At 70.8% G+C, this 15,543-nt stretch carries 17 protein-coding genes; 11 read left to right on the top strand and 6 right to left on the bottom strand.

Annotated elements, in window-relative coordinates; genetic code table 11:
* Positions 1-1,929: carboxypeptidase regulatory-like domain-containing protein (locus tag ABZ794_RS04530; protein ID WP_357514241.1), on the bottom strand; the 1,929-nt coding region annotated here is incomplete at its 3' end.
* A 161-nt stretch (positions 1,930-2,090) separates the two neighbouring features.
* On the opposite strand from ABZ794_RS04530, the gene ABZ794_RS04535 reads away from it, so the two are divergent.
* From ABZ794_RS04535 to amcA, 5 genes are all read left to right on the top strand, one after another.
* On the top strand, positions 2,091-2,444 hold the full coding sequence (locus ABZ794_RS04535) for a sterol carrier family protein (protein ID WP_357514243.1): 354 nt from the start codon (positions 2,091-2,093) through the stop codon (positions 2,442-2,444).
* A gap of 168 nt (positions 2,445-2,612) precedes the next feature.
* Positions 2,613-4,151 (top strand): amidophosphoribosyltransferase, encoded by a 1,539-nt coding sequence (gene purF, locus ABZ794_RS04540; protein WP_210784153.1) that lies wholly within the window; start codon positions 2,613-2,615, stop codon positions 4,149-4,151.
* A gap of 57 nt (positions 4,152-4,208) precedes the next feature.
* Entirely contained in the window at positions 4,209-5,363 is a 1,155-nt protein-coding gene (gene purM, locus ABZ794_RS04545; RefSeq protein WP_091396042.1) for a phosphoribosylformylglycinamidine cyclo-ligase, read from the top strand.
* A gap of 130 nt (positions 5,364-5,493) precedes the next feature.
* Complete coding sequence (amcB, locus tag ABZ794_RS04550; protein WP_357514634.1) at positions 5,494-6,597, top strand: cyclophane-forming radical SAM peptide maturase AmcB; 1,104 nt, start codon at positions 5,494-5,496, stop codon at positions 6,595-6,597.
* A complete protein-coding gene (gene amcA / locus ABZ794_RS04555; RefSeq protein WP_210784155.1) occupies positions 6,566-6,793 on the top strand; it encodes a multiple cyclophane-containing RiPP AmcA in 228 nt (75 codons plus the stop codon). Before amcB ends, amcA begins: the two co-directional genes overlap by 32 nt.
* A 136-nt stretch (positions 6,794-6,929) precedes the next feature.
* Here the strand turns inward: amcA and ABZ794_RS04560 are convergent, their stop codons facing one another.
* Both ABZ794_RS04560 and ABZ794_RS04565 read right to left on the bottom strand, forming a co-directional pair.
* Positions 6,930-7,145 carry a DUF3073 domain-containing protein gene (locus ABZ794_RS04560; RefSeq protein WP_030332207.1) on the bottom strand — a complete coding sequence of 72 codons (216 nt, stop codon included), beginning with the start codon at positions 7,143-7,145 and terminating at the stop codon, positions 6,930-6,932.
* A 306-nt stretch (positions 7,146-7,451) separates the two neighbouring features.
* Complete coding sequence (locus tag ABZ794_RS04565) at positions 7,452-8,534, bottom strand: Glu/Leu/Phe/Val dehydrogenase (RefSeq protein WP_210784156.1); 1,083 nt, start codon at positions 8,532-8,534, stop codon at positions 7,452-7,454.
* A 193-nt stretch (positions 8,535-8,727) separates the two neighbouring features.
* On the opposite strand from ABZ794_RS04565, the gene ABZ794_RS04570 reads away from it, so the two are divergent.
* Positions 8,728-9,567 carry a hypothetical protein gene (locus tag ABZ794_RS04570; protein WP_210784214.1) on the top strand — a complete coding sequence of 280 codons (840 nt, stop codon included), beginning with the start codon at positions 8,728-8,730 and terminating at the stop codon, positions 9,565-9,567.
* A 250-nt stretch (positions 9,568-9,817) separates the two neighbouring features.
* Positions 9,818-10,027, top strand: coding sequence for a BldC family transcriptional regulator (locus ABZ794_RS04575; RefSeq protein ID WP_007073996.1), 210 nt, complete (start codon positions 9,818-9,820; stop codon positions 10,025-10,027).
* A 101-nt stretch (positions 10,028-10,128) separates the two neighbouring features.
* Here the strand turns inward: ABZ794_RS04575 and ABZ794_RS04580 are convergent, their stop codons facing one another.
* Positions 10,129-10,518 (bottom strand): PPOX class F420-dependent oxidoreductase, encoded by a 390-nt coding sequence (locus ABZ794_RS04580; RefSeq protein ID WP_210784157.1) that lies wholly within the window; start codon positions 10,516-10,518, stop codon positions 10,129-10,131.
* 54 nt (positions 10,519-10,572) lie between these two features.
* On the opposite strand from ABZ794_RS04580, the gene ABZ794_RS04585 reads away from it, so the two are divergent.
* A complete protein-coding gene (locus ABZ794_RS04585) occupies positions 10,573-11,352 on the top strand; it encodes a class I SAM-dependent methyltransferase (protein WP_357514247.1) in 780 nt (259 codons plus the stop codon).
* Between the two features lie 53 nt (positions 11,353-11,405).
* On the opposite strand, the gene ABZ794_RS04590 is transcribed toward ABZ794_RS04585, so the two are convergent.
* Positions 11,406-11,693, bottom strand: coding sequence for a hypothetical protein (locus ABZ794_RS04590; protein ID WP_091396025.1), 288 nt, complete (start codon positions 11,691-11,693; stop codon positions 11,406-11,408).
* Between the two features lie 177 nt (positions 11,694-11,870).
* On the opposite strand from ABZ794_RS04590, the gene ABZ794_RS04595 reads away from it, so the two are divergent.
* Entirely contained in the window at positions 11,871-12,728 is an 858-nt protein-coding gene (locus ABZ794_RS04595) for a 3-hydroxyacyl-CoA dehydrogenase family protein (protein ID WP_357514249.1), read from the top strand.
* Entirely contained in the window at positions 12,725-13,468 is a 744-nt protein-coding gene (locus ABZ794_RS04600; protein WP_238689253.1) for an enoyl-CoA hydratase/isomerase family protein, read from the top strand. Before ABZ794_RS04595 ends, ABZ794_RS04600 begins: the two co-directional genes overlap by 4 nt.
* A 66-nt stretch (positions 13,469-13,534) precedes the next feature.
* On the opposite strand, the gene ABZ794_RS04605 is transcribed toward ABZ794_RS04600, so the two are convergent.
* Positions 13,535-14,878: an ABC transporter substrate-binding protein gene (locus ABZ794_RS04605; RefSeq protein ID WP_357514251.1), complete on the bottom strand. Its 1,344-nt coding sequence runs from the start codon at positions 14,876-14,878 to the stop codon at positions 13,535-13,537.
* Positions 14,879-15,034: 156 nt separating this feature from the next.
* Between ABZ794_RS04605 and ABZ794_RS04610 the strand changes: the two genes are divergently transcribed.
* A complete protein-coding gene (locus tag ABZ794_RS04610; protein ID WP_210784162.1) occupies positions 15,035-15,424 on the top strand; it encodes a hypothetical protein in 390 nt (129 codons plus the stop codon).
* Positions 15,425-15,543 lie beyond the last annotated feature (119 nt).

Raw genomic sequence — 15,543 nt, forward strand, 5'->3', positions numbered from 1 at the left:
GCCGTAGCCGCCCTGGTCGTAGCCCCGGTCGTCGTAGCCGCCGCGCTGCTGCGGAGGCTCCTGGCCGTAGTTGCCGCCCTGGTCGTATCCGCCGGCGGGCTGGCCGTAGCCGCCCTGGTCGTAGCCCCGGTCGTCGTAGCCGCCGCGCTGCTGCGGAGGCTCCTGGCCGTAGTTGCCGCCCTGGTCGTATCCGCCGGCCGGTTGACCGTAGCCGCCCTGGTCGTACCCGCCAGCCTCCGGAGCGCCGTATCCGGCGGTCGGCTCTGCGGCGCGACCGCCGTACGGGGCGGCGTCGGGCTGGCCGTACCCCTGCCCCTGCTCCGGCTGGTAGACGCCGGTGGCGTAAGGGTCGGCCGGGGCCGGGTACTGGGTGCTGTCGCCGGTGTACCGGCCGGTCGGCTCGTCGAACCGCTCGCCGTAGGCCGCTCCGCCAGCGGGAGCCGGCGGGTAGGCGGCGGTGCCGCCCGGGGCGTCGTAGTCACGACCGCCGTAGCCGGCACCGGAGGCTGGAGCGTTGCCGTAGCCGGCACCGGAGGCTGGAGCGTTGCCGTAGCCGGCACCGGGCGCGGCACCGTAACCGTCACCGGCCGCACCGGCGCCGTACCCGCCCTCCGGGCCGGCCGGAGCGCCGTAGCCGCCACCGGAAGCGGGGGCGTTGCCGTAGCCGCCGGCACCGTACCCGGCGGACGCTGGCTCCTCGCCGTAGCCGGCGCCGCCCCAGCCCTGCTGACCCGCGCCGCCGTACGCCTGGGCAGGCGCGCCGTACGGGTCTGGCGGAACGTCGTCGACCACCGGTCGGTGCATCATCGTCGGCGCCTCGCTCAGCGCCGCGCCGCCGACCATGGTCGGGTCTGCTCCACCGCCGGGACGACCGCCGACCACCCGGGTCTGGTCGTCGGGGCCGCGGAACCCGCCGCGCGAGGGCGGCACCGCACCGCCGCCACCGGCAGCTGCCGGGGCGTCGTCGTCGTCGCCGTTCTCCCTGCGCTTCATCCAGAGCAGCACGATCGTGCCGACACCGGCGGCGACCAGGAGACCACCGAGCAGAATGATCAGGTACGAGCCGATGCCGCCGCTGTCCTCGTTGTTCGCGGCGTTCGCCGGAGCACCCTGGCTGGCCTCCTCGGTGGGCTCCTCCTCGGTGCCCTCCTCGGTCACCTCGTCGGTCGGGGTGGCCTCGGGGGTGGCGGACGGGGTGGCGCTGGGCGTCACCTCGACCTTGATCGCGAGGCTGATTCGTTGCCCGGTGACGGCCTGTCCGGCGGCGGCGTTGATCGTCTTGGTGGCCACCACGTTGTCGAAGCTGGCACCCAGATCGATCCGTCCGGGTGCGATCGGCTTGTCGGTGGTGCCGGTGAAGCGGAAGTCGCCGCTGCCGTTGCTGGTGGTGTCGAGCTGTCGGCCGGTGCTGTCGCGCAGCATGACCACCGCGTTCGGCACGGCCTTGCCGTTTGCCTGTGCGACTACCTTGCCGGAGACCGACCGCACGGTCTGGTTCTGCGGCGGCGGCGGAGCGGCCTTGCCCTTCACGGTCAGCGAGACGTTGGCGGTGTCCGGGCCGGACTCGGCCTCGACAGCCACCGTGACCGTCGCGGTCGCGTCGCCGGCGTTGTCGTTGGCCGCGATCCGGACCAGCTGCGACCTCGGCTGATTGCCCAGGCCGGGCAGGTCGATCTCGCCACAACCGCTGGCACATCGAACACCCGAGGGCAGGCCGGCGAGGCTGATCGTCGCCTTGTCGTCACCGTTACCCGGTGTGACGCTCACAGTGATCGTGGCGTCGCTGCCGGCGTTTACGGTGATCGAGCCGGGGGAAACGCTGACATCTGCGGCCATGGCTGGTGTGGCGGGGACGGCGAGCAGAGCGCCGGCAACCAGCGCTACGACCACACCGGCCCGCTGCTTCCAGGCACGTCGGTGTGTTGACACGTCCACCGCCTTCCGGGCTGACTTCCCTCTGACCGGCGGGGCGCCGGGCCGGGGATCATCACGGTACGAATACGCCGTCGGCAACTATGCCTTGTCCGACTGCATGAGCGCGACCCAGGGCCAGCGTCGCGTGTCTGGCCTGGGGGTCGTATCGTCCCGTCGTGTCCTCTCCGCACAGTAAGTCCGCTGCCGTTGTGGCCGCGTTGTCGGCGCTCGACGAGGGGCGTACACCCGAACGGCCGGTGTTCCGAGAGGCGGTCCGGTCGTTGTTGGCCGTCCTCGCGGAGCGCGCCCCCGGCCGATCGGTGGAGGTGCGCGTTCCACCATACGGGGCGATCCAGTGCGTACCGGGGCCTCGACACACCAGGGGAAATCCACCAAACGTGGTCGAGATGGCCCCGAACACCTGGTTGGAACTGGCGACCGGCAGGGTCACCTGGGCGGAGGCGGTGACCGACGGTCGTGTCCAGATGAGCGGCAACCGCGCGGACCTCTCGGCGTATCTGCCCCTCTAGTCGTCCCGATGTCCCACTGACTGTAACGGTGAGCAGCGGAATCGTGACTTTCTGTGTTGACGTCGATTCGCGTACACTGTCAGGCGATGACAGTGGTCCCGGCAGAGGAGAGTGGATCCTCCAGTGATCCCCGCCCGGCCGGTCCAGACCAGCATGAGGGAGCGGTAGGTGCCCCGAGGCGACGGCCGGCTGAGCCACGACCTTGACCCCCAACGACCTGGCCCCCAGGATGCCTGCGGCGTCTTCGGCGTCTGGGCCCCCGGCGAAGAGGTTGCCAATCTGACCTACTTCGGCCTCTACGCCCTACAGCACCGCGGCCAGGAGGCGGCGGGCATCGCGGTGAGCGATGGCTCCGGCGTGGTGGTCTACAAGGATCTTGGCCTGGTGGCGCAGGTCTTCGACGAGCCCACCCTGGCGAGCCTGCGTGGTCACCTGGCTATCGGGCACGCCCGATACTCCACCACCGGCGCGTCCAACTGGGAGAACGCCCAGCCGACGATCCGGTCGACCACCTCCGGCACGACCATCGCGCTGGCCCACAACGGCAACCTGGTCAACACGGCCGAGCTGGAGAAGGAGGTCGCCGAGCGCGGCCTCATCGCTGACGGCTCGACAAACGACACCTCCCTGGTGACGATGCTGCTCGCCAGCCGACCGGATCTGTCGGTCGAGGCGGCCGCGCTGGAGGTGCTGCCGCAGTTGCGCGGCGCGTTCAGCTTCGTCTTCATGGACGAGTCGACCCTCTACGCGGCCCGCGATCCGCACGGTGTCCGTCCGCTGGTGCTCGGCCGCCTGGAGCGCGGCTGGGTCGTCGCCAGCGAGACGGCCGCCCTGGACATCGTCGGCGCCAGCGTGGTGCGCGAGGTCGAGCCGGGCGAGCTGATCGCGATCGACGAGAACGGGCTGCGCTCCACCCGGTTCGCCGCGCCGGAGCCGAAGGGCTGCCTCTTCGAGTACGTCTACATCGCCCGCCCGGACGCCACGATCGCCGGACGCAACGTCCACTCGGCGCGGGTGCAGATCGGCCGGCAGTTGGCCAAGGAGCACCCGGTCGAGGCCGACCTGGTGATCCCGGTGCCCGAGTCGGGCACCCCAGCCGCCATCGGGTACGCGGAGGCGTCCGGCATCACGTACGGCGCCGGCCTGATGAAGAACCCGTACGTGGGTCGCACCTTCATCCAGCCGTCGCAGACCCTGCGTCAGCTCGGCATCCGGCTCAAGCTCAACCCGCTGCGGGAGAACGTCCGCGGCAAGCGGTTGGTGGTCGTGGACGACTCGATCGTGCGCGGCAACACCCAGCGCGCCATCGTGCGGATGCTGCGTGAGGCGGGGGCGCTGGAGGTGCACGTCCGGATCTCCTCCCCGCCGGTCAGCTGGCCGTGCTTCTACGGCATCGACTTCGCCACCCGGGCGGAGCTGCTGGCCAACGGGTTGGACAACGACGGCATCCGGCGCTCCATCGGCGCCGACACGCTGGGCTTCGTTTCTCTACCCGGCCTGATCGCCGCGACCGAGCAGCCGAAGACCAGGTTGTGTCGGGCGTGTTTCGATGGGGAGTACCCGATCGAGTTGCCAGCCGGCAACCTGATCGGTAAGCACGTGCTCGAAGGGGTGGGTCGACGCGTCGCCAACTCGGCGTCGGAGGCCCCGCACACCAACGGCTCGTCCGTCGCCACTCCGGGTGGCGTTACCGCAAACCGCCCGTAGCACCAACCGGCGCGGCCCGGCTACCGCCGGCGGCACCGAGAACCAAAGGGGAGAACCGTGACGCACGTGTCCGAGCGCAGCGGCGCAGGAAGCAGCCCGACCGGCGCCGGCGGCGACCGCCAGCCGTGGACGGGTGGTGCTGGCCGCCAGGCGCGCAAACGCTCGGTCTCGTACGCCGACGCCGGTGTCTCCATCGACGCGGGTGACCGCGCGGTGGAGCTGCTCAAGTCGAAGGTGCGGCAGACCCGCCGGCCCGAGGTGCTCGGTGACCTCGGTGGCTTCGCCGGCCTGTTCCGGCTGGACACGAAGAAGTACAAGAGCCCGATCCTGGCGTCCTCCACCGACGGGGTGGGCACCAAGCTGGTGATCGCCCAGCAGATGGACATTCACGACACGGTCGGCATCGACCTGGTCGCGATGGTCGTCGACGACCTGGTGGCCTGCGGCGCCGAGCCGCTGTTCCTGCTCGACTACATCGCCACCGGCGAGGTCGTGCCGGACAAGGTCGCCGAGATCGGCGCGGGCATCGCCGACGGCTGCCGCTACGCCGGCTGCGCGCTGCTGGGCGGCGAGACCGCCGAGCACCCCGGCGTCCTGCGTCCGGACGAGTACGACATCTCCGCGACCGGCGTGGGCGTGGTCGAGGAAGCCGACATCCTGAGCCCCGATCGGGTCGAGGTGGGCGACGTGGTGATCGCCATGCGCTCCTCCGGCCTGCACTCCAACGGGTACTCACTGGTCCGGCACGTGCTGCTGGGCGCTGCCCGGATGCGTCTGGACATCGTGATCGACGACTTCGGTCGGCAGCGGACCCTCGGCGAGGAGCTGCTCACCCCGACCAAGATCTACGCCAAGGACTGCCTCAAGCTGATCGCCGAGGCCGAGGTGCGGGCGCTGTCCCACATCACCGGTGGCGGCATTCCCGGCAACCTGGTCCGGGTGCTGCCCGAGCACGTCGACGCGGTGGTCAACCGGTCCACCTGGAAGCCGCAGCCGATCTTCGACCTGATCCAGACGAAGGGTCGGATCGACGACCACGACATGGAGTCGACCTTCAACATGGGCGTCGGCATGTTCGCGATCGTGTCGGCCGAGGACGCCGACCGGGCGCTGGCCACCCTGACCGGTCGTGGCGTCGAGGCGTGGCAGGCTGGCGAGATCATCGAGGGCACCGGCAACGTGCAGATGGTCGGTCAGCACACCCGAGGATGATCACTTTCCGGTGATCGTACGGGCACCTGATCAGGGCTTCACCCGAGTGGCCAATGCCGCCTAGCCTGAAGGGCACCCTCAGGCTAGGCGGAGGAGGGCGATGGCTGCTCGGGGACAGTCGTTCAGCGGGATGCGCGGTCTGGCCGCCGTCCCGTCGTACGTCGTCATGCAGCCCACCACCCTCTGCAACCTCGACTGCGCGTACTGCTATCTGCCGTTTCGCGCCGCCGACCGCCGCATGCCGGTGGCGGTGGCCGAGGCGGTCGCGGCAGCTGTCAATCCCTGGGCGGCGAACGGTCGGTTCTCCGTCGTGTGGCATGGCGGCGAGCCCCTGGCCACTGGTCGAGAGCACCTGGCCGATCTGATCGCCCCGTTCGGGCCAGAGGTCGAGCACCATGTGCAGACCAACGCCACTCTCATCGACGACGACTGGTGCGATTTCTTCGCCCGGCACGAGATGCGGGTGAGCGTGAGCGTCGACGGGCCCCGGGCGCGCAACGGCGACCGGGTCAACCGGGGCGGTCAGCCGGCGTACGACCGGATCCTGCACGGCATCTCGGTGCTGCGGCGGCGCGGTCTGCCCTTCTCCGCGCTGGCCGTGGTGTCCCGGCCCGAGCCGGGGCTCGCCACCGAGCTGTACGAATACTTCCTTGAGCTGGGCTGCGACGTGCTGGGCATCAACATCGAGGAGACCGAGGGGGTCAACACCCGCGACAACCGCCACGACCCGCCGGCGGTGTCCGCGTTCTGGGCGGAGTTGGTCGGCGCGTGGCGCCGGGAGCCCCGGATCCACCTGCGGGAGATCGAGTGGTCGTTGCGCTACGCCGCGGCGGTGCTCGACAACTCGGCGGACGCATTGCTGCCCCGCCACCTGGACCCGATCCCCACGATCGGTCACGACGGCTCGGTGATCGTGCTGTCCCCGGAGTTGGCCGGTTTTACCGACCCGCACTACGGCGACTTCAGTAGCGGCAACGTGCTGACGACCCCGTTGGCGCAGATCCTCGGCGACGCGGCGACGACGCCGTGGGTGAGGGAGTTCCTGGCCGGGGTGGAGGCGTGTCGGGCATCCTGCCCGTACTTCGGCTTCTGCGGTGGTGGCCATGCCGCCAACCGTTACTTCGAACTGGGGCGTTTTGACGGTACGGAGACCGAGCACTGCCGCAACAGCAAGATCCGCCTATTGGAGGGAGTGTTGGAGCATGCCCGAGACCACCAGTCACCGGCGGCCTGAGCGCGAAGCGGACGACGGAGTTACCGAACGGGTGCGGGACGCGGCTCCCGCGCTCGTCGCGCTGCTTCAGGAGGCCGAGGACGCCCGGCGGCTGCGTTCGGAGGTGTCGGGCGCGGAGGGCTCCAGCGCGGTCTGCGCCTGGAACCACTTCGAGAACATCCCGACGTTCTACAACTGGAACAATCGCCCGCGCTGAGGGAGCCGTTGTCAGGGGCCTGTCGAGCGACCGGAGTGGATCCGGTCGGGCCAGGCCCCTGATCGTCGGCGACTGCACGTGCACGGGACGTGCGTGAGCACGCGGGGGTTACCGCGTGCTCAGCTGCGTCGAGAGGTCAGCGGGTCGGACGGACCCAGGGATCCGGATCGTCGTCCGCGTGATCCTCATCATCGTCGTCGACGAACTCTTTAGAGTCGTCGTCGAAGTGGTGCTCAGACTTACCAGCACCCGCCAGTTCGCGCTGCAAAGCGGTGAGGTCGGTGTTCGGGGAGTGGTACTTCAACTCCCGCGCCACCTTAGTCTGCTTGGCCTTAGCACGGCCGCGCCCCATGGCTCGACCCCCTCGCACAGAATGCGGGGCAGCCCGAAGGCGGGCCCCGATGACGTCAGGCATCTCTCGTGGCTCTTACGGTACATGGGGATGCCATCGTTCGGCACCTCGGGTTACCGTCAGCCGGCTCTGCGCGTCGCGTCGATCCGGCCGTCACCCAGTGTACCGGGTAAGGAGCGGAACGGTTAGCACCCGTGACACCGGACAAACCGCATCAAATTTGACCCCGGCTCAGCTTACCCAGCGAGGCCCGGCACCGAGGCCCGGAGGCGGATCTCGCCGACCCGCCCCCGGGGCTGGAGGCGCTCAGCGCAGGTGGATCGCGCGCAGCCGACCGACGTCCGCCATCCGCCGCTCCGCCAGCCGGTCGGCGGCCACCGCCGGCGGCACGCCCTCCGCGTCAGCCAGGTGCAGGATCTCGCGGGTGGTGTCGTAGATCCGGGTCGCCCGCAGCTTCGCCCGGTCGAAGTTGAAGCCCTCGATCTCGTCGGCCACCTGGATCACGCCGCCCGCGTTGACCACGTAGTCGGGGGTGTAGAGGATGCCCCGGTCGGCCAGCAGCTTCTCGATGCCCGGGTGGGCGAGCTGGTTGTTCGCCGCCCCGGTGACCACCTTGGCGCGCAACGCCGGCACGGTGTCGTCGTTCAGGGCGCCACCCAGCGCGCACGGCGCGTACACGTCGATGTCCGCGGCGACCAGCGCGCTGGAGTCGTCGACGAGGGTGACCTGCGGGTGGTTGCTGCGCACCCACGCCAGCGCCTTCGGGTTGACGTCGGTGGCGACCACCTCGGCGCCATCCTCCAGCAGGTGCCCGGTGAGGTACTTGCCGACCTTGCCCAGCCCGGCCACGCCGACCCGCCGGCCCCGCAGGCTCGGAGTGCCCCACACGTGCTCGGCCGCGGCCCGCATCCCCTGGAAGACACCCCAGGCGGTGAGGATCGACGAGTCGCCGGCGCCACCGTGCTCCACGCTGCGCCCGGTCACGTAGCGGGTCTCCCGGGCCACCACGTCCATGTCCGCCACGTACGTGCCGACGTCACAGGCGGTGTAGTAGCGGCCGCCCAGCGACTCCACGAAGCGGCCGTACGCGCGCAGCAGCGCCTCGCTCTTGATCTGCTCCGGGTCGCCCCAGATGACGGCCTTGCCGCCGCCCAGGTCCAGCCCGGCGAGCGCGTTCTTGTACGCCATTCCGCGGGACAGGTCCAGCACGTCGGCGAGGGCGTCGTCCTCGCTCGCGTACGGGTAGAAGCGGGTGCCCCCGAGCGCCGGGCCCAGCGCGGTGGAGTAGATCCCGATGATCGCCTTCAGGCCGCTCTGCTTGTCCTGGCAGAACACGACCTGTTCGTGACCGGTCGATACCGGGTCGTCGGTGCTCGCGAATACGCCCATTGTTGGCTCCTACTGTGGTGTGCGTCCTTGTGGGACGCGGACCTGGTGGACCCCGGCGGGGATGCTGCCGGTGTGATCGAGCCTAGTATCGGCCGCCGGGCGGGCGCTCGACGCGCCGCGGCCGTCCCACGGTGCGGCGCGCGTGCTCCGGCCGCTGACCGCGTACGGGCGTGGTTCGTGGGAGGATCGCGCGGTGCCGTCGCTCTTCGCTTCTTACCTGCGCGTGTACGAACCGCTGGCCGCCTTCGATCGAGACCGGCAGAGCTACTGGCGCCGCTACGTCTCGGAGGGGCGCGCGATAGCCCCGGTCGAGGGGCCCGGTCGGCAGCGGACGGCGGTGATCGAGGCGCTGGGTGCTGGCTGGACCCGGCTGCCGGACCTGCCGGAGGAGGCGTACGTCCTGGAGACGGACGAAGGCCTGCTGGTCTGCCCCTGGAACCTGCGCATCCGGGTCGCTGAGGCGGCGCTCAGCGCCCGGGACGGGGTGCCCTCGGTGCTCGCCGACGCCTTCGTGCCGCCGGTGCTCGCCGGGCAGGCCAGGGCGGTGGTGGACGACTGGCGCAGTGGCGCCCGGGTGCTGGAGCACGGGGTGCCCCGGGTGCACGAGCAGATCGCCACCTGGGGCGTACCGCTGCGGTGGTTCGTGCTCTTCGACCCGGCGGAACGCGACCTGGTCACCCAGCCGGGCCGACGGGCGCTGCGCTACCGCACCGAGATCTCCAAGGCTCGACGCCGCTCGTCACGGGCGCTGTCGGTGCTGCGCAAGTCGGTCGGCGAGGCGCCGATCACCGAGGCGGTGGAGGAGGCGGCCCGCTGGTTGGAGGAGTTCCATCCGCGGTCCGTGGTCGAGCTGGACTACGGGGGTCTGGTCGACCTGCTCTCCGACGAGACGCTCGCCGCTGACGACTCGCCCGAACTGGTCGCCGGCGGGCTCGCGGGGCTGTCCCGCGGCGAGGCCGAGGAGGCGTCGGCCGCGTACGACAAGTTGGTGGCCCGGTGGCGCGCGGTGCAGCTGTTGGAGCGGTGCAACTAGGGCATATCACCCTAGGAGCGCTCCCAAGGTGAGTTGTGCTCGTAGTTGACGCATCACGAACCGTGATCATGAGTCCGAATAAGGTGGTTTCTGCCGTGTAAAAGTCGTAAAAATCGGGCATGGTTCATCCGTCCGTCTAGGGACCTTCATCCGTTCGGCCCATGTCGGACATCGGGGACTAGCCGGACCATGGGAGACGCGTCGGCCGGCGGGACCCCGGCCGATGTCTATACATGTGGAGGAGTGACCGATGGCATCGCGAACGCACGAACCAGAGCCGCTACTCACGCCGGCCGAGGTGGCGTCGATGTTCCGGGTCGACCCGAAGACGGTGACCCGGTGGGCCAAGGCTGGCAAGCTCAGTGCCATCCGCACCCTGGGTGGCCACCGTCGGTACCGTGAGTCGGAGGTCAGGGCGCTATTGCAGGGCCAGATCCCGCAGCAGCGGCAGGGCGACTGAGCAGGCAACAGTTCTTCGTCAGGGGCGGTGGATCTCGATCTGCCGCCCCTGACGTATGCCCAGCCCGAGCACGACCCCGGCCGCGCCTCAGCGCTGCGGGGTCAGCGCCGCGGCTCGGCCAACGTCACCCGGATGCCGACAGTGCCGCCCTCGCCGCGACGCAACCGGCTGCCCAGCAGGCTCAGCCGGCCGATCAGGCGGTACTTGTGCTTGAGCAGGTCGCGGACCCGACCGGTGTCACCGCCCCCGTAGATCGTCGCGTGAGCTGACACCTCCGCCCCGTGTGGCCGGCCCCGCACGTCGCACGGGGCCACTGTCACGTCGCCGTTGCGGCGGATCCGCTTCACCTTGCCCGAGTCGGCCCGGGTCCAGACCGCCAGCGCCTCCCCGTCGCGTACTGCCCAGACCGGGGTCGGCACCGCCCGACCGTCCTTGCGAAAGGTCGTGAGCAGGATGTACTTCTCGGCCGACAGCCGGTCCAGCATGGTCACGCCGCCAGGATACGGCCGGCGCGGGCCACTGAGTGGCCGGATAGCGTGAACGCCGTGACGGTTGAGCCCCTAATCGGTGACGTGATCGGCGAACTGCTGCGAGACACGCTCGCCGTGGCCACCGGAGTAGGTCCCCGGCCCCTGGTAGGTGGTCGACTCCCGCGACCGGTCATCGAGATCATCGAACGGGACGACGGTCTGATCAACGGCGCCCCGTCCGCGCACTACCTGGACGGGCCGGCGGAGTGGCAGCCGTACGACCACCGCGCGGTGGACCGGGCGCACGGCGAGACGCTGGACATCGGCACCGGAGCCGGCCGGATCGCGCTGCTGCTCCAGGAGCGCGGCGTACCGGTCACCGGGCTGGACACCTCAGCGGGCGCGCTGGAGGTGAGCCGGCGTCGCGGTGTCCGGCGGCTGGTGCACGGCACCGTCGACACACACGTCGCCGACGGGTCGCGGTACGACACGTTCCTGCTGCTCGGCAACAACCTCGGGCTGTTCGAGGGGCGGGACCGCGCTCCCGAGTTCCTGGCCGCGCTCGCCGCACTGGCCCGACCGGGGGCGCAGATCATCGCGCAGGGCACCGACCCGTACGGCACCCGCGACCCGCTGCACACCGGCTACCACGAGCGCAACCGTCGGCGCGGCCGGCTCGGTGGCCAGCTGCGGCTGCGGCTGCGCTACCGCGAGTTGAGCACCGAGTGGTTCGACTACCTGGTCTGCTCGGCGGACGAGTTCGCCGGCCTGGTGCACGGCACCGGTTGGCGGCTCACCGATGTGGACGACCGCGACGCCCCCTACTACCTGGCCACCCTGCGCCTCGTCGCCTGAGCAGGACGGCCCCCGCACTCCGCCAGGCGGAGAGCGGGGGCCGTCCGTACGTCTCAGACCTGGACGGTCGGGGGGAGCTGCTCGGGCGGAAGGCCGCCGTCGCCGTCGACAACCTCGTCCGGTTGGCCGTCCTCGTCGATGTCGACCATGGTGATGTCCACCTTGCCGTCACCGTCGGTGTCGAACTGGAACAGGTCCGCCTTGCCGTCGCCGTCGGTGTCCACCACCCACACGTCGGTCTTGCCGTCGTTGTTGGTGTCGGCGCGCAGCAGTTCGACCCGCTCGTCGCCTCGGGTCTCCACGATCTCCCCGTCGGTGACGCTCTCCGGTGCCTGGCTCATGTCGATGCGGTCCTTCCCTCGGTTGACGGGCCGTCATTACCCGATCCGGCGCTCCCCCACGCATGGGCCGGGTCGTCGCGCTGTCTAGGGTCGCACCATGAGCGAGCGGAGCGGGCGGGACACCCGGGCCGGCGTAGCGGGGACCCCGCGCGTCGGCGGACGGGACAGGGAGGCGTGATGAGCGATCGTTTCGTGGTCGTCGGTGCCGGCACGATGGGACTTGGCATCGCGTACGTGGCGGCCGGCGCAGGGCACGCCGTCGAGTTGGTCGAGGTGGACCCCGAGCGGGGTGCGGCAGCGCTGAACCGGCTCGCCGAGCTGTGGGAGCGGGCGGTGCAGCGCGGGAAGCTGAGCGCCGACGAGGCCGCCACGAACCGGCAGCGGGTGACGCTGCGCCCGACCCTCGCCGAGGTCGCTCCCGCCCCCCAGGTGATCGTGGAGGCGGTGCCGGAGCGTCTCGCCCTGAAGCGTGCGGTGCTCCGGGACGCCGCCACGCTGCGTCCGGCGCTGCTGGGCAGCAACACCTCCAGCATCGCCATCGGGGCGCTGGCCGCCGAGCTGGACGCGCCCGAGCGCTTTCTCGGTCTGCACTTCTTCAACCCGGTCTGGGCGATGGCGCTGCTGGAGATCGTGGTCGGCCCGGCCACCGCCGAGGAGACCACCGCCGCGGCCGTCGCGCTCGCCGGCCGGCTCGGCAAGGACCCCGTCGTCGTACGCGACATGCCCGGCTTCGCCACCTCCCGGCTCGGGGTCACCCTCGGGCTGGAGGCGATCCGGATGGTCGCCGACGAGGTGGCCAGCCCGGCGGACATCGACAAGGCCATGGTGCTCGGCTACCGACACCCGATCGGGCCGTTGGAACTCACCGACCTGGTCGGCCTCGACGTGCGGCTGGACATCGCCCGCACCCTCCAGGCCGCGTACGGGGACCGCTTCGCGCCGCCCCCGCTGCTGCTGGAGATGGTGGCCGCGGGGCGGCTGGGTAGGAAGTCCGGACAGGGCTTCTACCGCTGGGAAGGCGGTGTCAAGCAGTGAGCGGGTTGCGGATCGAGGAGCGGCCGGACCGGCTGGTGGTCACCCTGGACCGGCCGGAGAAGCGCAACGCCATCGACGCCGACCTGATCGCCGAGCTGCACCAGGTCTGCGCCGAGCTGGAGGCGCGGCCGCGCCTGCTGCTGCTCACCGGCGGCGCGTCGGGCATCTTCGCCGGTGGCGCCGACATCGGCCAACTCCGCGAACGGGGTCGCACGGACGCCCTCGCCGCGATCAACTCGGCCGCCTTCGCCCGCATCCGGGCGCTGCCGATGCCGACCGTGGCGGCCGTCGACGGCCCGGCGTTGGGCGGTGGCGCGGAGCTGGCGTACGCCTGCGATCTGCGGGTGTGCACGGCGCGGGCGGTCTTCGGGCAACCGGAGGTGCGGTTGGGCATCCTGGCCGGCGCCGGTGCGACCCACCGGCTGCCCGCGTTGATCGGCGAGGGCCTGGCCAAGGAGCTGCTCTTCACCGGTCGGCGGGTGGACGCCGCGGAGGCCCTGCGGATCGGCCTGGTGAACCGGGTGGTGGACGAGCCGGGCGAGCTGCTGGCTGTGGCGCACGCGTTGCTGGACGAGATCGCCCTGGGCTCACCGTTGGCGGTGCGGCTGACCAAGCTGGCGGTGGACGCGCCGGCCGCCGCGCACCCGCATCTGGACCTGGTCAGCCAGGCGGTGCTCTTCGAGGACGACGAGAAGCACCGCCGGATGACCGAGTTCCTGGAGCGCCGCCGGCCGCGCTGATCCCGCGTACCAGAAACGGCCGCACCGGCGGGAAGCCGGTGCGGCCGTTGTGGTTTCTGGTCCTGCCTACTGCCGGATCTGCACCCCGGCGTCGGCCAGGCCGCGGATCACCTGGGCGGACTCACCGAAACCGATGATCAGTACGGCGTCCGCGCCGAATTCCTTGATCTCCTTCGCGCCGCCGCTGAAGTCGACCGGTGCGGCCTTCGCGTCGGCCGGCGGCTCGTACGTCAACAGCTTGAGCCGGTCGTTGGCGATACCGGCCTTCTCCAGCTCCTCGCGGACGGTGCCCTGGAGGCCCTCACCGTAGGAGTCCTTGCGGGCGACGATGACGATCTTCTGTGACCCGTCGCGGAGGATCACGTCGGCCAGCGCCCGGCCCTGGAGGCTGTCCGGCGGGGCGGTGCGGAAGTAGAGGCCCTGGTCGTCGACGTCGGTCAGGCTGGCGTCGGTGTTGGACGGGGAGAAGAGGATCTTCCCGGCCTGCACCACGTCCGGCAGCACCGCCCGGGAGATGCCCGAACCGCCGGCACCGATGATCACGCTGACGCCGTCCGCCACGTGCTTGGCCACCGTCGCCTTGGCCACTGCCGGGTTGGTGCCGTCGTCGCCGTCGAGCCACGTCACCGGCTTGCCCAGTGCGCCGCCAGCGGCGTTGATCTCCTTGATCGCCAGCGCGGCGCCGGCGGCCATCGGCGGGTAGGCGATCGAGAGGTCACCGGTCTTCGGCAGCAGGCTGCCCAGGATCAGCGGCTCCTGGTCGGCGGCGCCACCCGGGCGCTGCTTCTTCGGCTTCGGCGGCGTCTTGGTGCTCGCCGCCGACTCGATGCCCGCGCCGACGAACTCGGTCTTGCCGTCGTTGATCTGCTGCCCGTCGAAGGTCAGCGTGGCGTAGCTAGCGGTGGCCGGCTCACCCTTGTCGGTGAAGCCCGCCCGGGTCAGCGACACGCCGCGGTACTCGATGTCCTGCCCGTTGCGGGCCAGCGCGAGACAACTGGCCGGGTCCTCGCAGCGCTGCCCGTCGTTCGTCACGGCGACGATCTGCCTGGTGATGGCGGCAGGGTCGGTGCTCCCGGCCAACTGGGCGGCGAGCACGGCGATCACCACCGCGTCGTACGTCTCGGCGGAGTACACGTAGTCCGTCAGCGCCGGATTGACGGCCCGTAGCCGGCCCTTGAAGTCGTCTGGCAGCGGAACGAGGGGCGTGGTGCCCTTCATCCCGTCGACGAGACTCGCTCGTTCCTTCAACTCCGCAGGGTAGGAGTTGAGCATGTTGCCGTCCGTGCCGTAGAGGCGCACCTGTTGGGCGCTGGCCTCTTCGGGCTTGTCATCCCCGCAAGCGCTTGTGGCGAGCAGGATCGTCGCGCAGGCAGCCAATGTGGCTACCCGCGAGCGGCGTGATTCGAACATGGTCGTCCTTCCTCCGGCGAAGGTCCGCTGCGCACATTAGCGTGCCGAGGCCGGCGGCGGGACCGTGGAGGTGGCGTAATGCGCAGGTAGCTCGCGTTGAACACGGACAGTGACGGTTGTCGGGGGTGCTTGACCACCCGTCCTACTGTGCGCTGCGTGACCGACCTACCACAGCAGACGTTCGATGACGCGGCCGCCGTGCTCCGTTCGGCGCTGACCGGCGATGGAGACGCGGTGGTGGGGGCGTTCGACGCGGTCGTCGACCGGGCCGGCCTGAACGGCGCGTACGGCGTCGCCTGGTGCCTGGCCGCGACAATGCTCGGTGACGCGCCGGCGGCCAGCGGGGCGGCGCTCGACTTTCCGGGGATCGATCAGGCCGGGTACGACACCCGCTGGGTGGCCCGCTTCGTCAGCGCGTACGCGAATCGGGACGAGCCGACCGGGGAGGCGCTGTTCGGCGCGGCGGCAGCCGACGGGCTGCTCCCCGACTGCCTGCTCACACTCGCCGGCTCGACGATCGCCACCCTGCGCAGCCGCGCCGGGTGAACCGCGGCCGGGGGGGGGGGGGCCGCGGGGGGGGGCGGCGCGGCGCGGGGGGGCGGGGGTGGTGGCGGGGTGGAGGGTCACCTGGGGGTTGATCGAGGCCAAGTTGTGTGACAACAACA

This window comes from Micromonospora sp. NPDC047187, assembly GCF_040643355.1.
In the GTDB taxonomy this organism is placed as follows: Bacteria; Actinomycetota; Actinomycetes; order Mycobacteriales; family Micromonosporaceae; genus Micromonospora; species Micromonospora salmantinae.